The sequence below is a fragment of the Leclercia sp. UBA2479 genome (assembly GCF_002341985.1).
In the GTDB taxonomy this organism is placed as follows: Bacteria; Pseudomonadota; Gammaproteobacteria; order Enterobacterales; family Enterobacteriaceae; genus Enterobacter; species Enterobacter pneumoniae.
Window position 1 is genome coordinate 1 of record NZ_DDPB01000012.1, and the last position, 16,608, is coordinate 16,608.

General features: G+C 54.4%; 16 protein-coding genes and 2 tRNA genes. 12 read left to right on the plus strand and 6 right to left on the minus strand.

Features of this window, described 5'->3' with window-relative positions; translation table 11 throughout:
• The first annotated feature begins 39 nt into the window (after positions 1–39).
• Together B3B59_RS17380 and B3B59_RS17385 are read left to right on the plus strand one after the other, a co-directional pair.
• Positions 40–116: transfer RNA gene (locus B3B59_RS17380), tRNA-Asp, on the plus strand.
• A gap of 51 nt (positions 117–167) precedes the next feature.
• Positions 168–243 (plus strand) — tRNA-Trp (locus B3B59_RS17385).
• A gap of 101 nt (positions 244–344) precedes the next feature.
• Here the strand turns inward: B3B59_RS17385 and hdfR are convergent.
• Positions 345–1,196 (minus strand): HTH-type transcriptional regulator HdfR, encoded by an 852-nt coding sequence (hdfR, locus tag B3B59_RS17390; RefSeq protein WP_172657828.1) that lies wholly within the window; start codon positions 1,194–1,196, stop codon positions 345–347.
• An 88-nt stretch (positions 1,197–1,284) separates the two neighbouring features.
• Between hdfR and B3B59_RS17395 the strand changes: the two genes are divergently transcribed.
• The gene (locus B3B59_RS17395) at positions 1,285–1,623 is read left to right on the plus strand and encodes a DUF413 domain-containing protein (RefSeq protein WP_040078058.1); all 339 of its coding nucleotides are present in this window, start codon (positions 1,285–1,287) and stop codon (positions 1,621–1,623) included.
• Positions 1,624–1,647: 24 nt separating this feature from the next.
• Here B3B59_RS17395 and B3B59_RS17400 read toward each other — a convergent pair whose 3' ends face one another.
• Entirely contained in the window at positions 1,648–3,168 is a 1,521-nt protein-coding gene (locus B3B59_RS17400; RefSeq protein WP_212478628.1) for a YifB family Mg chelatase-like AAA ATPase, read from the minus strand.
• Positions 3,169–3,509: 341 nt separating this feature from the next.
• On the opposite strand from B3B59_RS17400, the gene ilvL reads away from it, so the two are divergent.
• The 6 genes from ilvL (at position 3,510) to ilvA (ending at position 10,059) form a co-directional block, all read left to right on the plus strand.
• Positions 3,510–3,608, plus strand: coding sequence for an ilv operon leader peptide (gene ilvL / locus B3B59_RS17405; RefSeq protein WP_040090233.1), 99 nt, complete (start codon positions 3,510–3,512; stop codon positions 3,606–3,608).
• Positions 3,609–3,747: 139 nt separating this feature from the next.
• Positions 3,748–5,394 (plus strand): acetolactate synthase 2 catalytic subunit, encoded by a 1,647-nt coding sequence (gene ilvG, locus B3B59_RS17410; protein ID WP_046886626.1) that lies wholly within the window; start codon positions 3,748–3,750, stop codon positions 5,392–5,394.
• Positions 5,391–5,654 carry an acetolactate synthase 2 small subunit gene (ilvM, locus tag B3B59_RS17415; RefSeq protein WP_040078062.1) on the plus strand — a complete coding sequence of 88 codons (264 nt, stop codon included), beginning with the start codon at positions 5,391–5,393 and terminating at the stop codon, positions 5,652–5,654. The genes ilvG and ilvM overlap by 4 nt, the downstream gene beginning before the upstream one ends.
• 17 nt (positions 5,655–5,671) lie before the next feature.
• Positions 5,672–6,601: a branched-chain amino acid transaminase gene (locus B3B59_RS17420; protein ID WP_040078063.1), complete on the plus strand. Its 930-nt coding sequence runs from the start codon at positions 5,672–5,674 to the stop codon at positions 6,599–6,601.
• Between the two features lie 60 nt (positions 6,602–6,661).
• Positions 6,662–8,512 (plus strand): dihydroxy-acid dehydratase, encoded by a 1,851-nt coding sequence (ilvD, locus tag B3B59_RS17425; RefSeq protein WP_233804489.1) that lies wholly within the window; start codon positions 6,662–6,664, stop codon positions 8,510–8,512.
• Between the two features lie 2 nt (positions 8,513–8,514).
• Positions 8,515–10,059 (plus strand): threonine ammonia-lyase, biosynthetic, encoded by a 1,545-nt coding sequence (gene ilvA, locus B3B59_RS17430; protein WP_286809625.1) that lies wholly within the window; start codon positions 8,515–8,517, stop codon positions 10,057–10,059.
• Here the strand turns inward: ilvA and ilvY are convergent.
• Positions 10,056–10,946, minus strand: a complete 891-nt coding sequence (gene ilvY, locus B3B59_RS17435; protein ID WP_040078066.1) for an HTH-type transcriptional activator IlvY — start codon at positions 10,944–10,946, stop codon at positions 10,056–10,058. The genes ilvA and ilvY overlap by 4 nt on opposite strands.
• Before the next feature lie 152 nt (positions 10,947–11,098).
• On the opposite strand from ilvY, the gene ilvC reads away from it, so the two are divergent.
• Positions 11,099–12,574, plus strand: coding sequence for a ketol-acid reductoisomerase (gene ilvC, locus B3B59_RS17440; protein WP_046886624.1), 1,476 nt, complete (start codon positions 11,099–11,101; stop codon positions 12,572–12,574).
• A 56-nt stretch (positions 12,575–12,630) separates the two neighbouring features.
• On the opposite strand, the gene B3B59_RS17445 is transcribed toward ilvC, so the two are convergent.
• Positions 12,631–13,269 carry a class I SAM-dependent methyltransferase gene (locus B3B59_RS17445; protein ID WP_286809626.1) on the minus strand — a complete coding sequence of 213 codons (639 nt, stop codon included), beginning with the start codon at positions 13,267–13,269 and terminating at the stop codon, positions 12,631–12,633.
• Positions 13,270–13,393: 124 nt separating this feature from the next.
• Here B3B59_RS17445 and B3B59_RS17450 point away from each other — a divergent pair, with 124 nt between their 5' ends.
• Positions 13,394–13,834: an RrF2 family transcriptional regulator gene (locus B3B59_RS17450; RefSeq protein WP_040078070.1), complete on the plus strand. Its 441-nt coding sequence runs from the start codon at positions 13,394–13,396 to the stop codon at positions 13,832–13,834.
• A 19-nt stretch (positions 13,835–13,853) separates the two neighbouring features.
• Here B3B59_RS17450 and ppiC (B3B59_RS17455) read toward each other — a convergent pair whose 3' ends face one another.
• Together ppiC (B3B59_RS17455) and ppiC (B3B59_RS17460) are read right to left on the minus strand one after the other, a co-directional pair.
• A complete protein-coding gene (gene ppiC, locus B3B59_RS17455; protein WP_003017999.1) occupies positions 13,854–14,135 on the minus strand; it encodes a peptidylprolyl isomerase PpiC in 282 nt (93 codons plus the stop codon).
• 49 nt (positions 14,136–14,184) lie between these two features.
• Entirely contained in the window at positions 14,185–14,466 is a 282-nt protein-coding gene (ppiC, locus tag B3B59_RS17460) for a peptidylprolyl isomerase PpiC (RefSeq protein WP_046886622.1), read from the minus strand.
• 112 nt (positions 14,467–14,578) lie between these two features.
• On the opposite strand from ppiC (B3B59_RS17460), the gene rep reads away from it, so the two are divergent.
• Positions 14,579–16,600 (plus strand): DNA helicase Rep, encoded by a 2,022-nt coding sequence (rep, locus tag B3B59_RS17465; protein ID WP_207292613.1) that lies wholly within the window; start codon positions 14,579–14,581, stop codon positions 16,598–16,600.
• Positions 16,601–16,608: the final 8 nt, after the last annotated feature.

Here is a 16,608-nt window from a genome sequence, read left to right on the forward strand (position 1 = left end):
GCCGGTGCACTAACCCGGTGGTTACAAAAAGAATACGGTGGAGCGGTAGTTCAGTCGGTTAGAATACCTGCCTGTCACGCAGGGGGTCGCGGGTTCGAGTCCCGTCCGTTCCGCCACTTATTCAAATTAAGCCTGCTTTATAAGCAGGCTTAATGGTAAGAAAATTTAGGGGCGTAGCTCAGTTGGTAGAGCACCGGTCTCCAAAACCGGGTGTCGCGAGTTCGAGTCTCTCCGCCCCTGCCATATAAGAATCCTTTGCTACGGCAAAGGATTTTTTTTTGCCTGCGAATCCTCCACTTCCCCTCAACACAGTCTCTCATTAGCATCCTTGCTAACCCGATTCATTAGTCCATCACGTTGATTTTTAGAAGATCTTTTATCTGCCCTTGCTTATCGCTATTTTGTAGCCAAATAGCATATAGCGGACGCTGAAGCGTCGCCGAATCGGCCACTGTATGTAACCCCGCTTTGGTACTTGCCCATCGTTGCGGCAACCAGGTGCAGCCTTTCAGCAGTGCGAGTTGCTGACAGGCGATTTCTGCCGAACTGGTCGTCAGAAGAGGCACGTCTTCGGCAGTGATCAACCCTGCTTCATGTTGCTGAAAGTCCGGCCCCCACTCTAATCGCAGGTAATTCAGGTCGCTTTTCATGACCGCAGGTTCAGAGGCGTAAAGCGCCAGCGTGAACTGACCAAGTATTTGGCTGCTAAATTCGTCCATTTTCGGTGCTTCGGTGGTGATAAGCAGATCCAGCTGTCTTTCATGGAGTTGCTTAACCAAAGACTGCCGTTGCGCAATGCGCGCCTCAAATTGTAGGTGACCATGTGAACGATAGAGACGGTTAAGCCACGGACTTAACATACACTCCCACAGTGAAGCGCTGGCACCAATAGAGAACTCGTTATGCCGCGACGTATGCGCGACTTCTTTACGCGCAGCCTGCCAGGTATTCATCAACGTCTCAGCATAGGGCAGTAACTTCTCTCCTGCCGTCGTCAGGCGAATGTTATTGCGATGACGAGTGAACAGATTGACGCCCAATTGGTTTTCAAGCTGTCGAATACGAAAGCTGACGGCCGACTGAGTCAGGTAAAGCGCTTCAGCGGCGCGACCGAAGTGTCGCGTTCTGCTCACTTCGAGAAAAGTTTTTAGCAATTCCGTATCCACGGTTTTCTCCGCAAAATAATTTGTCGTTATGATTTAAATGTTTTGTTTTACACTCTGTCAAGCGTAACTAATACTCCGCGCCATAAATAGCTCGGCCAAAGATATAGGAGCGTGTAGGATGGCGGAAAGCTTTACGACTATTAATCGTTTTTTCGACAACAAAAATTATCCACGCGGATTTTCTCGTCATGGTGATTTCACCATCAAAGAGGCACAACTGCTTGAGCGCCATGGTTATGCTTTTAACGAGTTGGATCTGGGAAAACGTGAACCTGCGACTGAAGAAGAGACGCTGTTCGTTGCCGTATGTCGTGGCGAGCGCGAGCCTGTAACAGAAGCGGAACGTGTATGGATCAAGTACATGGCACGTATTAAGCGTCCTAAGCGTTTCCACACCCTGTCTGGTGGCAAGCCACAGATGGAAGGTGCAGAAGATTACACTGATTCAGACGACTAAATGAGAGGGGCTACGGCCCCTTTTTTAGGTCAGCATCTTTTGTAAGTGCTGTAATAATCTGTCGATGGCGCGATAGCCCAGCGCTTCCTGCAGATGCCTTCGTTCAATATTCAAACATTTCTCCAGATCGGCAATCGTGCGTGCGACCTTCAGCAGGCGCTGCCAGGCCCGAACGGAAAGACCGAAGCGAGTAAGCGTCTCCTCCAGCCATTTTGCATCTTCTGCTTCCAGCTGACAAAACCGGCGTATCTCGGCGTTATCAAGATGGGCGTTGAGTTTGTTTTGACGCGCCATTTGCGTGCCCTGTGCCGCCATGACCCTTTTCCGCACGGTCGCGCTGTCCTCTCCCGTTTTCTGCATCTGGCAAAGCAGCCCTGGCGGCGGCAGAGGGATCTCCAGAGATAAATCAAACCTGTCGAGAAAAGGGCCGGACAGCCGCGACAGATAGCGCAACGTCTGCTCTGGCGTGCAGCGATTGTGTTGACCCTGATAGTGTCCGGTCGGACTGGGATTCATCGCTGCAATCAGCTGAAAACGGGCCGGATACGCTATCTTTGCGCGCGTGCGGGAGATATTGATCTGGCCTGACTCAATAGGCTCTCGCAGGGCATCAAGCACCCGTCGCTCAAACTCTGGCAGCTCATCCAGAAAAAGAATGCCATTGTGAGCCAGCGAAATCTCGCCGGGAGCCGGAATAGAACCACCTCCCACCATGGCCGCCAGCGAGGCGCTATGATGTGGTGCGCGGAACGGGCGCATACGCCACTGCTTATGCAGAGAGCTGGCATTGACGAGACTAATAATCGCTGCGCTTTCCAGAGCTTCATGATTACTCAGCGGCGGTAACAGTCCATTCAGCCGACTGGCAAGCATGGTCTTTCCTGTACCCGGAGGACCAATGAGCAAGAGATTATGAGAGCCAGCCGCGGTGATCTCGAGGGCGCGCTTGCCATGCTCCTGGCCAATAATATCATTGATATCATTTGATTCAGGCTCGGTGGAAAAGGGCACCGGCTCGGGCTCGGCCAGCTGATGTTTCCCTTCCAGGAAGGCGCAGACCTCCTGTAAATGCCCCGCGACCAGGCAGCCTTTCTGCTCGATAAGACTGACTTCTGCTGCATTATCGGTAGCGACGATGATCTCCCGACCAGCATTCAGCGCTGCGATTGCACCGGATATTGCACCTGGAACCCCTCTCAACGCGCCTGTAAGGGCCAGTTCACCCACAAACTCGTAATGACCCAGACGTGGTGCAGAGAGCTGCTCAGACGCAGTGAGAAGCGCAATAGCGATAGGTAAATCGTATCGCCCTCCCTCTTTGGGTAAATCCGCAGGGGCGAGGTTGATGGTAATTTTCTTTGCCGGAAAGGTATAACCGCTGTTGATAATCGCGCTGCGTACCCGGTCTCTGGCCTCCTTAACGGTGGTTTCCGGTAGACCCACCAGGGTCAGCCCCGGAAGCCCATTACTCAAATGCACTTCAACAGAAATGAGCGGCGCTTTTACCCCTAACGCCGCACGCGTGTAAACAACCGACAATGACATAGACACCCTCCTTAAAGGTGCACTATGCCATTACGATCGCTGCCAAATTACGGATGATTGCTCTCTTTGCGCGCAAGATTCGTAATTTTCTTTACGTGGATGCAATGCTTGCAATGCACTGGAACAGCCGCCGCAAAAAGTCATCATTTTTTCTTTTTAAACGAAATTTGGTCAAAAAAATGAAAATAATTCATTTTCTATTTTTGTGATAAAAAACAATGATTTTTAACTAAATTCGTTGGCGTACAAAAAATAGCGTAATAAAAAAATCTTGTGATACCGAGCAAATCTGTGATAACTCTTTAGGTATTCCTTCGAACAAGAAGCTTAAAGAACTAAAAATGACAACCCTTCTACGAGTGATTAGCCTGGTCGTGATTAGCGTGGTGGTGATTATTATCCCACCGTGCGGGGCTGCACTTGGACGAGGAAAGGCTTAAAAATCAAGCCTTAACGAACTAAGACCCCCGCACCGAAAGGTCCGGGGGTTTTTTTATGGCCAAAAAATATAAGTGAGGAGCAGATTATGGGTTTCAGCATAAAATTCTGTTTCTCCCGATTTACGACGGGGAAGTAACTATGAATGGGGCACAGTGGGTAGTACATGCGTTGCGTGCACAGGGAGTCGAGACCGTTTTCGGTTACCCGGGTGGTGCAATTATGCCGATTTACGATGCGTTGTATGACGGCGGCGTGGAACATCTGTTGTGCCGACACGAGCAGGGAGCAGCGATGGCGGCTATTGGTTACGCCCGCTCTACCGGAAAAACCGGTGTTTGCATGGCAACGTCGGGGCCTGGTGCAACCAACCTGATCACCGGCCTGGCCGATGCGCTGCTCGACTCCGTTCCCGTTGTTGCTATCACCGGTCAGGTTGCTTCTCCCTTCATCGGTACCGACGCCTTCCAGGAAGTGGATGTGCTCGGGTTATCGCTGGCTTGCACCAAACACAGTTTCCTTGTTCAGTCCCTGGAAGAGTTGCCGCGCGTGATGGCTGAAGCCTTTGAAGTGGCAAACTCGGGTCGACCTGGGCCGGTTCTGGTCGATATCCCGAAAGATATCCAGGTGGCCCTGGGCGATCTGGAACCGCATTTCTCCACCGTTGAAAGCGCCGATGTTTTCCCACACGCCGAAGTGAAAGAGGCCTTTCACATGTTGGCTCAGGCGCAAAAACCGATGCTCTACGTCGGCGGCGGGGTCGGCATGGCACAGGCGGTTCCCGCGCTGCGTGAGTTTCTCGCCGTTACGCAAATGCCGGCCACCTGTACGCTGAAAGGATTGGGCGCTGTCGATGCAGATAATCCGTACTATCTCGGCATGTTGGGCATGCACGGTACCAAAGCGGCGAATCTGGCGGTGCAAGAGTGTGACCTGCTCATCGCTGTAGGGGCCCGTTTTGACGACCGTGTTACCGGCAAACTGAATACTTTCGCCCCTAATGCCAAAGTGATTCATATGGATATCGATCCGGCAGAGATGAACAAACTGCGTCAGGCGCACGTTGCTTTGCAGGGCGACCTCAATGCCCTGTTACCGGCGTTGCAACAACCGCTCAATATCGACGCGTGGCGCCAGCATGCAGCGGATATGCGCTGTGAGCACGCCTGGCGTTACGACCATCCCGGCGACGCCATTTATGCCCCTCTGCTGTTAAAACAGCTGTCGGATCGCAAGCCAGCAGACAGCGTAGTGACGACGGATGTCGGTCAGCATCAAATGTGGTCGGCCCAGCATATGACATACACTCGCCCGGAGAATTTCATCACTTCGAGTGGATTAGGCACGATGGGCTTCGGTCTGCCCGCTGCCGTTGGCGCACAGGTCGCACGTCCAGACGATACTGTTATCTGCATCTCCGGTGATGGCTCGTTCATGATGAACGTGCAGGAGTTGGGCACGGTGAAACGTAAGCAGTTACCGGTCAAGATCGTACTGCTTGATAATCAGCGTTTAGGCATGGTCCGCCAGTGGCAGCAGCTCTTCTTCCAGGAGCGCTACAGCGAAACGACCCTTACCGACAATCCCGATTTCCTTGTTCTGGCCAGCGCGTTTGGCATTCCAGGCCAGCACATCACCCGTAAAGACCAGGTTGAAGCGGCGCTCGACACCATGTTGTCCTGCAAAGGGCCGTACCTGCTTCATGTCTCAATCGACGAGCTTGAGAATGTCTGGCCGTTGGTGCCGCCTGGCGCCAGTAACTCACAAATGCTGGAGAAATTATCATGATGCAACATCAGGTCGCCGTGCAGGCTCGCTTCAACCCGGAAACGTTAGAACGTGTTTTACGCGTGGTTCGCCATCGGGGCTTTCAGATATGCTCGATGAATATGGAAACCGCAACGGATGCACAGAACATAAATATCGAATTGACCGTTGCCAGTCCACGGCCTGTCGAATTACTGTTTAGCCAGCTAAGTAAACTGGTCGACGTCGCGCATGTCGCCATCTGCCAGAGCACAACCACATCGCAACAAATCCGCGCCTGAGCGCAATAGGAAGAAAAATGACCACGAAAAAAGCTGATTACATTTGGTCCAATGGTGAGATGATTCGCTGGGAGGACGCGAAGGTCCACGTGATGTCCCACGCGTTGCACTACGGTACCTCTGTGTTTGAAGGTATCCGCTGCTATGACTCACACAAAGGTCCAGTGGTGTTCCGCCATCGCGAACATATGCAGCGTCTGCGTGATTCAGCCAAAATCTATCGATTCCCTGTTTCTCAAAGCGTTGATGAGCTGATGGAAGCTTGCCGCGCGGTTCTGCGTAAAAACAACCTGACCAGCGCCTACATCCGCCCGCTGGTATTTGTAGGTGATGTGGGCATGGGCGTGAACCCGCCGGCCGGCTATACCACTGATGTGATCATCGCGGCGTTCCCTTGGGGAGCTTACCTGGGCGCAGAAGCGCTAGAGCAGGGGATCGATGCCATGGTCTCCTCATGGAATCGTGTCGCACCTAACACCATTCCGACCGCGGCCAAAGCGGGCGGCAATTACCTCTCCTCTCTGCTGGTAGGCAGCGAAGCGCGTCGCCACGGTTACCAGGAAGGGATCGCACTGGATGTGAACGGCTACATCTCCGAAGGCGCTGGCGAAAACCTGTTTGAAGTGAAAGACGGTATTCTTTTCACGCCGCCATTTACCTCTTCGGCACTGCCGGGTATCACCCGCGATGCCATTATCAAGCTGGCGCAGGATTTGGGGATCGAGGTTCGTGAGCAGGTTCTCTCTCGTGAATCCCTGTACCTGGCGGATGAAATATTTATGTCCGGTACCGCCGCAGAAATTACACCAGTACGCAGCGTTGACGGGATCCAGGTTGGCGAAGGCCGCCGTGGTCCGGTGACCAAGCGTATTCAGGAAGCGTTCTTTGGTCTCTTCACCGGCGAAACAGAAGATAAATACGGTTGGTTGGATCAGGTTAATCCATAAGCATCACTATGGGACGGCACGCACCGTCCCATTTACAAGATAGACGGGAGTAAATAAAGCATGCCTAAGTATCGTTCCGCCACCACCACCCACGGCCGCAACATGGCTGGTGCCCGCGCGCTGTGGCGCGCCACCGGGATGACCGACGCCGATTTTGGAAAACCGATTATCGCCGTGGTGAACTCTTTTACCCAGTTCGTTCCGGGTCACGTACACCTGCGCGATCTCGGTAAACTGGTCGCCGAACAGATCGAAGCTGCGGGCGGTGTGGCGAAAGAGTTCAATACCATCGCCGTCGATGACGGTATCGCGATGGGCCACGGGGGCATGCTCTATTCACTGCCGTCGCGTGAGCTGATTGCCGACTCGGTTGAGTACATGGTGAATGCCCACTGTGCCGACGCCATGGTCTGTATCTCTAACTGTGACAAAATCACCCCAGGGATGCTGATGGCCTCCCTGCGCCTGAATATTCCAGTGATCTTCGTCTCTGGCGGCCCAATGGAAGCCGGTAAAACCAAGCTTTCCGACAAAATCATCAAGCTTGACCTTGTTGATGCCATGATTCAGGGTGCGGACCCGAAAGTCTCTGACGAGCAGAGCGATCAGGTAGAACGTTCGGCCTGTCCGACCTGTGGCTCCTGTTCAGGTATGTTCACCGCGAACTCCATGAACTGTCTGACCGAAGCGCTTGGCCTGTCCCAGCCGGGTAACGGCTCGCTGCTGGCGACCCACGCCGATCGTAAACAGCTGTTCCTTAATGCGGGTTCACGTATCGTTGAGCTGACTAAACGCTACTACGAGCAGGACGACGCCAGCGCACTGCCGCGCAACATCGCCAGTAAAGCGGCGTTTGAAAATGCCATGACGCTCGATATCGCCATGGGTGGCTCCACTAACACCGTTCTGCACCTGCTGGCTGCCGCACAGGAAGCCGAAATCGACTTCACCATGAGCGATATCGACAAGCTTTCCCGCAAAGTGCCACAGCTGTGTAAAGTGGCGCCAAGTACTCAGAAATACCATATGGAAGACGTCCACCGCGCGGGCGGGGTTCTCGGTATCCTCGGCGAGCTGGATCGCGCCGGGTTAATGAACCGCGACGTGAAAAACGTGTTGGGGCTGACGCTGCCAGAGGCGCTGGAACAGTACGACGTGATGCTGACCAAAGATGAGGCGGTGAAAAAGATGTTCCGCGCAGGGCCGGCGGGTATCCGTACCACGCAGGCCTTCTCGCAGGATTGCCGCTGGGATACGCTGGATGACGATCGCGCAGAAGGCTGTATCCGCTCGCTGGAGCACGCCTACAGCAAAGATGGTGGGCTCGCGGTGCTCTACGGTAACTTTGCAGAAAACGGCTGTATCGTAAAAACCGCAGGCGTGGACGACAGCATCCTTAAATTTACCGGCCCTGCCAAAGTCTACGAAAGCCAGGACGAGGCAGTAGACGCTATCCTCGGTGGCAAAGTCGTAGAAGGCGACGTGGTCGTTATCCGTTACGAAGGGCCAAAAGGCGGTCCGGGTATGCAGGAGATGCTCTACCCAACCACCTTCCTGAAATCCATGGGGCTTGGCAAAGCCTGCGCGCTGATCACCGACGGTCGTTTCTCCGGCGGGACGTCAGGGCTCTCTATCGGCCACGTGTCACCAGAAGCGGCAAGCGGCGGCAACATCGCGATCATTGAAGATGGCGATCTGATTGAAATCGACATCCCGAACCGCGGTATTCAACTGAAGCTGAGCGATCAGGAGATTGCTGCACGCCGTGAAGCGCAAGAAGCTCGCGGTGAGAAAGCCTGGACGCCGAAAGATCGTCAACGCGAAGTCTCCTTTGCTCTGCGTGCTTACGCGACCCTGGCCACCAGTGCAGATAAAGGCGCAGTGCGCGATAAATCGAAACTCGGGGGGTAATGATGGCCGACTCACAACCCCTGTCTGCCGCCCCCGAGGGGGCGGAATATCTCCGGGCGGTGCTACGCGCACCGGTCTATGAAGCCGCGCAGGTCACGCCGCTGCAGAAGATGGAAAAGATCTCTTCGCGCCTCGATAACGTGATTCTGGTGAAGCGTGAAGATCGGCAGCCGGTGCACAGCTTTAAGCTGCGGGGCGCTTACGCCATGATGGCCGGGCTAACCGAAGAGCAAAAAGCGCGTGGTGTGATCACCGCTTCGGCGGGTAACCATGCCCAGGGGGTTGCGTTCTCTGCGGCGCGTCTGGGTTTGAAAGCCTTGATTGTGATGCCTGTGGCAACGGCTGACATCAAAGTCGATGCCGTACGTGGCTTTGGTGGCGAGGTGTTGCTGCACGGTGCGAATTTCGATGAAGCGAAAGCCAAAGCGATTGAGCTGGCACAACAGCAGGGTTTTACCTGGGTCCCGCCGTTCGACCATCCGATGGTGATTGCCGGGCAGGGTACGCTGGCGCTTGAGCTTTTGCAGCAGGATGCCCACCTCGACCGCGTCTTCGTGCCGGTAGGCGGTGGCGGACTTGCGGCAGGCGTAGCGGTGCTAATCAAACAGCTAATGCCACAGATCAAAGTGATTGCCGTTGAAGCGGAAGACTCGGCCTGCCTGAAAGCGGCGCTGGAGGTCGGACATCCGGTTGACCTGCCGCGGGTCGGGCTGTTTGCCGAGGGGGTGGCCGTCAAACGCATTGGCGATGAAACGTTCCGTCTCTGTCAGGAATATCTCGACGATATCGTCACGGTTGATAGCGACGCTATCTGCGCGGCGATGAAAGATCTGTTCGAGGACGTTCGCGCTGTGGCGGAGCCGTCCGGCGCGCTGGCGCTGGCGGGAATGAAAAAATACATCGCGCAGCACAACATTCGCGGGGAACGTCTGGCTCACGTGCTCTCGGGCGCTAACGTCAACTTCCACGGTCTGCGCTACGTTTCCGAACGCTGCGAGCTGGGTGAGCAGCGTGAAGCGTTACTGGCGGTGACCATTCCGGAAGAGCAGGGGAGCTTCCTCAAGTTCTGCCAGCTGCTGGGTGGCCGTGCGGTGACGGAGTTTAACTACCGTTTTGCCGATGCGAAAGACGCCTGCATTTTTGTTGGTGTTCGCCTGAGCCGGGGTCTGGAGGAGCGCAAAGAGATCCTCAACCTGTTGCACGAAGGTGGCTACAGCGTAGTGGATCTTTCTGACGATGAAATGGCCAAGCTGCACGTGCGCTACATGGTGGGCGGGCGTCCATCGAAGCCGCTGCAGGAGCGTCTGTACAGTTTCGAATTCCCGGAATCGCCCGGCGCGTTGCTGAAGTTCCTGCATACGCTGGGCACGCACTGGAACATTTCGCTATTCCACTACCGCAGCCATGGCACCGACTATGGCCGCGTGCTGGCGGCGTTTGAACTGGGCGAGCACGAGCCGGATTTCGAAACCCGTCTGAACGAACTGGGTTATGACTGTCATGACGAGACCCATAACCCGGCGTTCCGCTTCTTCCTGGCGGGTTAACTGCCCGGCAGTAATTTCCAGAACGCATCAATAAGCGGCTCATGCAGCCGCTTTTTTTGTGCGCACACGCCAAGTTCGAACGGCGTTTTTTCATCACTGCGTTCGAGAATCATCACGCGGTTGCGCACCGGCTCCGGGCTGTTCTCCAGCACCACTTCCGGCAGCAGCGCCACGCCGCAGCCTAATGCCACCATTGAGACCATTGCCTCGTGGCCGCCCACCGTGGCGTAAATCGACGGATTGCTGATTTTTTGCCGACGGAACCAGAGTTCGATGCGACGACGCACTGGCCCCTGGTCGGCCATGATAAACGGCACCGTTGACCAGTCGGGTTTTTCCACCGATACCTGATTTCGCACCGGACACGGCAGCGCCGGTGCAATCAACACCACGGCCAGGTTCTCAAGCATTGAGAATGCCACCGCGCCCGGCAGGGTTTCCGGTTTGCCGGCGATCGCCAGATCGGCCTCACGGGTCACCACTTTTTCCATCGCATCGGCCGCATCGCCGGTGGTGAGTTTGATCTCTACCGAAGGGTGTTCAGCGCGAAAGCGATCCAGAATGGGGGGCAGATGACTGTAAGCCGCGGTCACAGAACAGAAAATATGGAGTTCGCCCGAAAGTGACGGGCCCTGCTGATCGATGGTGTGTCGCAGTTGCTGATACTGTAATAACGTCTGCTGAGCAAAAACGCGCAACTCTTCGCCCGCTTCCGTGAGCGTAACGGTGCGATTATCGCGTACAAACAGCGGCTGGCCGAGATCCTCCTCCAGACGCTGGATCTGGCGCGAGAGCGTGGAGGGGCTGACGTGCATCGCCCGCGCGCTGCGGCCAAAGTGGCGGCTTTCCGCCAGATGGAGAAACATTTTCAGATCGCGTAAATCCATTGATTTCACCCGCCCTTTTTACATTGCAGATATTGCAACGTGACGTTGTGAATATATCAATTTCCGCAATAAATTTCCTGTTGTAATGTGGGTACATTCTCGCTGAACAGCGAACCGAACAATAAGACACACAACATCACGAGGTATCACCCATGGCTAACTACTTTAATACACTGAATCTGCGCCAACAGCTGGCGCAGCTGGGCAAATGCCGCTTCATGGCGCGCGATGAATTTGCTGATGGCGCGAGCTACCTTCAGGGTAAAAAAGTGGTCATCGTCGGCTGTGGCGCACAGGGCCTGAACCAGGGTCTGAACATGCGTGACTCCGGTCTGGATATCTCCTACGCCCTGCGTAAAGAAGCGATTGCTGAGAAGCGTGCCTCCTGGCGTAAAGCGACCGAAAATGGCTTCAAAGTGGGTACCTACGAAGAGCTGATCCCGCAGGCGGATCTGGTGGTTAACCTGACGCCAGACAAACAGCACTCCGACGTAGTGCGTTCCGTGCAGCCGCTGATGAAAGATGGCGCAGCGCTGGGTTACTCCCACGGCTTCAACATCGTGGAAGTGGGCGAGCAGATCCGTAAAGATATCACCGTCGTGATGGTGGCACCGAAGTGCCCGGGTACCGAAGTACGTGAAGAGTACAAGCGTGGTTTCGGCGTACCGACGCTGATCGCGGTTCACCCGGAAAACGATCCGAAAGGCGAAGGCATGGCGATTGCCAAGGCATGGGCAGCGGCCACCGGCGGCCACCGTGCGGGCGTTCTGGAGTCCTCCTTCGTTGCAGAAGTGAAATCTGACCTGATGGGTGAGCAGACCATTCTGTGCGGCATGCTGCAGGCCGGCTCTCTGCTCTGCTTCGACAAGCTGGTGGAAGAGGGTACTGACCCGGCATACGCTGAGAAACTGATTCAGTTCGGCTGGGAAACCATCACCGAAGCGCTGAAACAGGGCGGTATCACCCTGATGATGGACCGTCTGTCTAACCCGGCAAAACTGCGTGCTTATGCGCTGTCTGAACAGCTGAAAACCATTATGGCACCGCTGTTCCAGAAACATATGGACGACATCATCTCCGGTGAGTTCTCTTCCGGCATGATGGCCGACTGGGCAAACGACGATAAAAACCTGCTGACCTGGCGCGAAGAGACCGGTAAAACTGCCTTTGAAACCGCTGCACAGTTCGAGGGTAAAATCAGCGAGCAAGAGTACTTCGATAAAGGCGTTCTGATGATCGCGATGGTGAAAGCGGGCGTTGAACTGGCGTTCGAAACCATGGTGGATTCCGGCATCATCGAAGAGTCAGCGTACTATGAATCGCTGCACGAACTGCCGTTGATTGCGAACACCATTGCCCGTAAGCGTCTGTACGAAATGAACGTGGTTATCTCTGATACCGCCGAGTACGGTAACTATCTGTTCTCCTACGCCTGCGTACCGCTGCTGAAAGAGTTTATGACTACCCTGCAGACAGGGGATCTGGGCAAAGCGATTACCGAAGGCGCGGTAGATAACGCCCAGCTGCGTGATGTGAACGAAGCGATTCGCAGCCACGAGATCGAGAAAGTGGGCCAGAAACTGCGTGGCTACATGACCGACATGAAGCGTATTGCTGTCGCGGGCTGATAACCCGATCGGGTGGCGCCAGCGCCTACCCGACCCCCAGGCAGGCCCGAAAAGCGTTAGCGCTGTCGGGCCTGTTTTTTGCGCTTCAGCGCAATAACCGCATCTGACACCTCGCCCTCTTGTCCTTCCGGCCCTTTCATTATTCTTGATACGTCATCGCAGAACACCGTTTCCCACTCCGCCGCCGATGGCGCCAGGGATGCAAAAGCCTCCTCCGCTGACTGGAAGGGGCGATCGGCATGCTTTGACCATGAAGGAGGTCTGGCATGCGATGTAATCAACAACATTCCGCCTGGCGTGACATGTTCTAATGCAGTACGAAAGATAGAGATGCGATCGAAGGTGAGCGGCGATTCTAGGAACGATGCCACGATCAGATCGTACTGGCCCTCAGGAAAACGCGCGGTGAGATCGTATTGCGCGAAGGCGATCTTCCCGCTTACACCGGAACGCTCGGCATTGGCGGCAGCATAATCCAGCGCGCGTGGAGATAAATCAACCGCAGTAACCCGCCAGCCTTTTTTCGCCAGCCAGACGCTATCATCGCCGCGCCCGCATCCCAACTCCAGCGCCTTTCCGGGCGTAAGGTCATCGACAAAACGCACCAGAATTTTACCGGGTATGCCGTTTGATAGGGGCGACATTGCTGCGTAATGCTCTTCCCAGAACAGATCGGGGGATTGTTCGGTAGCCATCGTTTTCTCCTGCATGAAGTCACTTATGTAACATCAAAAGTATCATAAGATTTACGGCCGTCAATCGGTGAATTTTTCATCCCAGAGGTTGAAGAGGCTAAGTACATGTAATAATGTAAGTTACATGAAAATAAATAACTCTTTCTCCGCCACGCTGCATATTCTGCTGCACCTTGAACAGATGGATAAGCCCTTAACATCAGAGCAGATGGCGGCATTTATCGACGGAAATCCCGCTTTTATCCGCAAGTTATTGGCAGGGTTGCGTGAGCAAAAAATTGTTGGTTCAAGCAAAGGGCATCATGGCGGGTGGACGCTTTCACGCCCCGCGAGTCAGGTCACGCTGTATGACATCTATACAGCGCTGGGCTCGCCAGTGCTGTTTGCACTGGGTAACCGAAACGAAAATCCGCGCTGCCTGGTTGAAAAGGGGGTAAACCGGGTAATGTCAGATACTTTTGCCGAAGCAGAAACGCTAATACTGGAAAGGTTTAAACGCCTGACGCTGGCAGAGGTAGGAAGTGAGTTTATCGACTATTTCAATGCACAAGGGCAGGACAACTAAGCCTGCCCCTGCAAAGAGATTAGTTACGGTACAGCACTTTAATGATGTGGTAACCGAACTGGGTGTGCAGTGGACCAGTGGGTTCCAGCACCGGGCAAGAGAAGACCACTTTATCGAATGCAGGTACCATCTGGCCCTGACGGAATTCGCCTAAATCACCGCCACGTTTGCCTGACGGGCAGATAGAGTGTTTCTTTGCCAGCTTGCCGAAGTCGGCGCCGTTTTTAATCTGTTCCAGAAGATCCAGAGCCAGTTTCTCTTCTTTCACCAGGATATGCACTGCTGCTGCTGTTTTTGCCATGATTGTGCCTCGAAGGGGTTTAAGTCATCGGAGCGCAATATACCATGCGTTAACGGCGATAGAGCACCTTAATGATATGGTAGCCAAACCTGGTTTTCACCGGGCCAAAGGGCTTAAGAAGCGGGCAGCTAAAGACCGCCTGATCGAACGGGCCGACCATCGCCCCCTGCTTAAACTCGCCTAAATCACCGCCGTTACGCCCTGAAGGACATTTCGAATAGCGTTTCGCCAGATGATCAAAGCTAATGCCACGCTCCAGTTTGGCGAGGATCTCCTGCGCCAGCTTCTCTTCTTTCACCAGAATGTGCAGGGCTGCTGCAGTCTTTACCATGGTACTGTTCTCGGGGTTACACGCGTGACCTTCACTTTATCATTAGCCGGTAAATCTGCGCCCCGCTTTCTGCTACAATCCACACCCCGTTCGAAGATTGAGCACTATTCCCATGCGTTTAAACCCTGGACAACAACAAGCGGTCGAATTCGTTACTGGACCATGCCTGGTGCTGGCAGGGGCAGGATCCGGTAAAACCCGCGTAATTACCAATAAAATCGCCCACCTTATTCGTGGCTGTGGCTATCAGGCCCGCCATATCGCGGCAGTGACCTTTACGAACAAGGCAGCGCGCGAGATGAAAGAGCGTGTCGGCCAGACGCTGGGGCGCAAAGAGGCGCGCGGCCTGATGATCTCGACCTTCCACACTTTGGGGCTGGATATCATCAAGCGCGAATACGCCGCGCTGGGGATGAAGTCGAACTTTTCACTTTTTGACGATACCGATCAGGTGGCGTTACTTAAAGAGTTAACCGAAGGGTTGATCGAAGACGACAAGTTGATCCTGCAACAACTGATCTCGACGATCTCCAACTGGAAAAACGATCTCATGACCCCTGCGCAAGCTGCGGCAAGCGCGAAAGGTGAGCGGGATCGGATCTTCGCGCACTGTTACAGCCTGTATGATGCGCATCTCAAAGCCTGCAATGTGCTCGACTTTGACGATCTCATTCTGTTGCCAACCCTGTTGCTTCAGCGCAACGAAGAGGTACGCGAGCGCTGGCAGAATAAAATCCGCTATCTGTTGGTGGATGAGTATCAGGATACCAACACCAGCCAGTACGAACTGGTGAAGTTGTTGGTAGGACAACGTGCACGCTTTACCGTGGTGGGTGATGATGACCAGTCGATCTACTCCTGGCGCGGCGCACGTCCACAAAATCTGGTGCTACTGAGCAAAGACTTCCCGGCGCTGCAGGTGATCAAACTGGAGCAGAATTACCGTTCTTCCGGGCGTATCCTGAAAGCGGCAAATATCCTGATTGCTAACAACCCGCACGTCTTTGAGAAGCGCCTTTTCTCCGAGTTGGGTTACGGTACCGAACTCAAGGTGCTTAGCGCCAATAATGAAGAGCATGAAGCTGAGCGCGTCACCGGTGAACTCATTGCGCATCACTTCGTTAATAAAACCGGCTATAAAGACTACGCGATCCTCTATCGCGGCAATCACCAGTCACGCGTCTTTGAAAAGATGCTGATGCAGAACCGCATCCCGTACAAAATCTCCGGGGGCACCTCTTTCTTCTCACGCCCTGAAATCAAAGATCTGCTGGCCTATCTGCGGGTGCTCACCAATCCGGATGACGACAGCGCATTCCTGCGTATCGTTAATACGCCGAAGCGTGAAATTGGCCCGGCGACGTTGCAAAAGCTGGGCGAATGGGCGATGACCCGCAACAAAAGTCTGTTTACCGCCAGCTTTGATATGGGCCTGAGTCAGACCCTCACCGGACGGGGCTACGAATCGCTAACGCGCTTTACGCAGTGGTTAGGTGAAATTCAGCGTCTTGCTGAACGTGAGCCGGTGGTTGCCGTACGCGATCTGATTCGCGGCATCGACTACGAGTCCTGGCTATACGAAACCTCCGCGAGCCCAAAAGCGGCGGAAATGCGTATGAAAAACGTTAACCAGCTCTTCAGCTGGATGAGTGAAATGCTTGAAGGCTCAGAAATTGATGAACCCATGACCCTGACCCAGGTCGTCACCCGTTTCACCCTGCGCGATATGATGGAGCGTGGCGAGAGCGAGGAAGAGGCCGATCAGGTACAGCTAATGACGTTGCATGCCTCGAAAGGGCTGGAATTCCCCTATGTCTATCTGGTGGGAATGGAAGAGGGGATACTGCCGCATCAGAGCAGCATTGACGAAGATAACGTCGATGAAGAGCGCCGGCTGGCCTATGTGGGCATTACGCGTGCGCAGAAAGAGTTAGTCTTTACGCTTTGTAAAGAGCGCCGCCAGTACGGTGAATTGGTGCGTCCAGAGCCGAGCCGCTTTCTGATGGAATTGCCCCAGGATGATCTGATTTGGGAGCAGGAGCGTAAGGTCATTACGGCGGAAGAGAGAATGCACAAAGGTCAGGCAAACGTGGCAAACATACGTGCCATGCTGGCGAAAGCGAAAGATAAGTAACATGTTCC